Genomic DNA, 3312 nt, shown 5'->3' with positions numbered 1-3312 from the left:
AAAAACCTGGTTGCACCATTTTGCTAGCACTCGTTTCTTATTACTCAGCTGCTATGTATTATACATCAATAAGAATTTTTAGAGGTGCCCTTATATTAATAAGTGACTGGGGTGAAGAGCGAGGACAACAAACCCTAAAGATAATTCGTGAAGGGTATATTAATGAAAAGCATTCTCAGGAGATATTATTAAATGATTAAACAAAATTATTTATTTACTCCCCATCAAAAAGTAAACCGAAAGGATAATAAGCCTAGCTATCAATTGATGCAACCTAAGCGCTTGCAAATTAAGCGTTTAGGTTGGATTGGCAGATAAAAAAACTGCATAAATACTTCATTCGCAACATCCCTGTTGCTAAAAATTTCTCCCAGGAGCACGCTATGCATGCTTTGTAACTCCAATAGGATAAGTGCTTTGAACAGTATGCATAGCAATAGGCATAAATAGATCTATAATTACATAGATTGAGAAGGACTCAGCGTCAAACTCACATTCCCTACAGTATCACTATTGTCATGCGTTTGAACTTCAACAATTTCTAATGTCAATTTACTATTACTTGATAAACTACGTTTAGCACGACGTGAAGTGGAACTACCATTTTGACGTTCAATTTCTGCAATTTCTTCGGCTGTTAGTGGTTCGTCTGGACCAGCATCAATATTATATTGGCTACCATCCACTGTCATGAATTTACCGCTTAATGTGGAGCCATAACGCTTTTTCGTTACTTGTCCTAAGACCCAACTTACAGAGTTTTTACCATATTTATTCATCATCCAAGGCCAGTCCCATGGACCATATCCTTTAATATCATGGTGCAGGTACTGATCAAGAATATCCTCAGGACCGCTCAGATTTCGTCTATTACCAAATGTGTAGTCAAATTGTGGACGGTTATCTGGATGGTTTGCCTTAGCATTTCCACTCCAGCGCAAAAAATTTGAAAACTGGATATTATAATTCATATACATTTTTGATGTATAAGGAATATCAGCTTTTTGTTCGAATAATGTTAGATATATTGTTCGCTTCGACTTTGGTGGAAGTGAAGCCCTGTATTGAGCGACTTGTGTGGTTGTTTGTTCTTTCCCATTTGTTTCATTCCAACCTTGAGTAGCACTAAATTCAGCATTGATTTTTACATTTGCACCTAATATAGGTAGCCCTGCTTTAAACTCTTTTTCAATACCGATTTTTTCTGTAAAAGAATAATTATCTTGTTTTGACCAACTCGTTTTCTGATCATATTTCAGATCTGCAACAGCGGTATCTGTAGTACTTCCAAAGTTTCTAATAACGGCCACATAAGTTCTTAAAGGTTGCCGATCATATACTTGAGGTGCTCCCAGCACCAATGTACTTGGCAAAGTAATGAACTTAATATCTGAAATATTCATTTTCAATCGGCGATCAGCCCAATACCCACTGGCATAGGGATCATTTCTATTATAACGCGCATTGATCGAGTAACTGTTTGAACTATTATATTCTACTTCCATGTCTTCACCGACATACTGTGATGCAGTCCCCCCACACCAACCATAACCTAAATAATCGGCTAAGTAGGCTAATGGCTTATGGAATTCAGAATCATTTAAAATAGACCATTTCAAGCTTTCACTATCTTGCATAGCATAAAGTTTATCTTGATAAGAAGGAATATCATCTTTTACTGTTCCATATACAGCAGAAGATGCTATTGCCGTACTCACTAAAAACACTAATGGAACAGATTTAGTTTTATATGGAGTCTGCATTATTACGTCCTTATCTTTACTCAATGGTTAATTATTGATTATTGGACGACTTCATTATGCTTTTTATTGTTTTTAAATTTAAATACAGATTAAGGAAAACCTGTTTTTCCACTTTAGAAACGATCACATTATTTAAATTTCATTTATTTATTTTCACAAAACATTACCATTCATATTCATAATGAGTAACTTTTAGAGGAGCTACGAAGTACAAGTTCTGAATGATTATCAACAATAAAATTAATGAGTTTCTTTGCTTGAGGTGAAACAAATTCTCTATTTGGATAGATGATATTTAACGCTTTCGAGGTCAACTTTAAATTAGGTAGTAACTGTACTAACTCTCTTCTCAGTAAAGCTTCTTTTGCTTGATAATAAGGTATTATTGTCATTGCTTTCTTTGTTTGAACTGCCTTCAAAACATTGTGAGAACTGCTGATTTGCATAGCCACCTGACTCTCGTTTAGCTTTATGTCTAGGAAACGCTCCAAACAGTTTCGTCGGCAGTTATTATGCAGTATTACTGGTATCTTTTTTATATACTCTTTATCAGTCAAGCGATTGATATCGACACAGTCAATAGGGGCTACTAAAACAACAGATAAATTTCCTAAACACCTTGCTACTACATCTTGTTCTGGTATATCACCTATTCTCAGAACAACATCATAGCCATTCTTGAAAATAGATTCTTTCTGGTCGCTCATATGAATATCCAGCATAATGTCTGGATACATTGTGCAAAACGTCAAAAGGAGAGGAAAAAGAACTATATCACCGTATATTCTTGGAATACATAAACGTACCATACCTTTGGACTGGTTCTCAGCAGCAACATTAAGCAACTTCTGATAGCTATTCAAAAGCTCTGATGCTTGCCTATAAACCTCAGCACCACGATCAGATAACGAAACACTGTTCCCTTTTCTTACCAATAACTGACAACCAAGCATAGATTCTAAATTATGAACCCATTTACTCACTGTGCCATTCGCGACCTCTAACTCATCTGCTGCTAAAGAAAAACTACTAGCTTCTACAACATGAATAAAGGCTTGCAACTGCTTTAGTGTATCCATATTAAGGATGCCCGATATAAAGTGGGCCTGTGATTAGTCATATAATGACGAATCTATACCTTTTACGAGTCATTTTTAGGGTCGTATTGGGTACATGATATAGTTGTTAAGCAATCATTAAAACCAAACTCTTTAGTGTCCACAATACACTTTAAAATATTTTTTTCAAGTTAGCTGTTTATTACCGTAATTAACGAGCTTTTCTGTATAAAATTTGTTAACAATTAGTCATAGACTTATATATTTAACGACACTAGCTTTTAATATTTCTCTATATACCCTTCACGAATGATTTCTAGGTTTTGTCATCTTCACTCCTCACTCCCAATCACCTATTAATATAGGCTCATGGGGCTTTGTCATTCGATGGCCGCACCTAAAAAGCATTCGTATTCGGTATACATACATAAAATAATGAATTGTATATATAACTAAATTAACGCGATGCTCGACTTTTTAGCCTATTAATT

Annotated in this window: 4 protein-coding genes; 2 read left to right on the top strand and 2 right to left on the bottom strand. The window is 35.1% G+C overall.

Annotated elements, in window-relative coordinates; all coding sequences use genetic code 11:
• Both F607_RS35335 and F607_RS35880 read left to right on the top strand, forming a co-directional pair.
• Positions 1-200 (top strand): hypothetical protein (locus F607_RS35335; RefSeq protein WP_038292347.1); only part of this gene is annotated, 200 nt, incomplete at its 5' end.
• The gene (locus F607_RS35880; protein WP_268967657.1) at positions 193-318 is read left to right on the top strand and encodes a hypothetical protein; all 126 of its coding nucleotides are present in this window, start codon (positions 193-195) and stop codon (positions 316-318) included. The genes F607_RS35335 and F607_RS35880, both read left to right, overlap by 8 nt.
• Before the next feature lie 140 nt (positions 319-458).
• Here the strand turns inward: F607_RS35880 and F607_RS0125750 are convergent, their stop codons facing one another.
• Positions 459-1763, bottom strand: coding sequence for an aerolysin family beta-barrel pore-forming toxin (locus F607_RS0125750; RefSeq protein ID WP_038292345.1), 1305 nt, complete (start codon positions 1761-1763; stop codon positions 459-461).
• Positions 1764-1939: 176 nt separating this feature from the next.
• Positions 1940-2842 (bottom strand): LysR family transcriptional regulator, encoded by a 903-nt coding sequence (locus F607_RS0125745; protein WP_027710310.1) that lies wholly within the window; start codon positions 2840-2842, stop codon positions 1940-1942.
• Positions 2843-3312 lie beyond the last annotated feature (470 nt).

Source organism: Zooshikella ganghwensis DSM 15267 (assembly GCF_000428585.1).
Lineage (GTDB): Bacteria > Pseudomonadota > Gammaproteobacteria > Pseudomonadales > Zooshikellaceae > Zooshikella > Zooshikella ganghwensis.
Note: the sequence above shows the minus strand (reverse complement) of the source record. Positions and strands in the feature narration are given on the sequence as shown.

Excerpts from the sequence above, each read along its gene's own strand:
- F607_RS35880 (WP_268967657.1), top strand. The coding sequence starts at position 193 with ATGATTAAACAAAATTATTTATTTACTCCCCATCAAAAAGTAAACCGA.
- F607_RS0125750 (WP_038292345.1), bottom strand. The coding sequence starts at position 1,763 with ATGCAGACTCCATATAAAACTAAATCTGTTCCATTAGTGTTTTTAGTG.
- F607_RS0125745 (WP_027710310.1), bottom strand. The coding sequence starts at position 2,842 with ATGGATACACTAAAGCAGTTGCAAGCCTTTATTCATGTTGTAGAAGCT.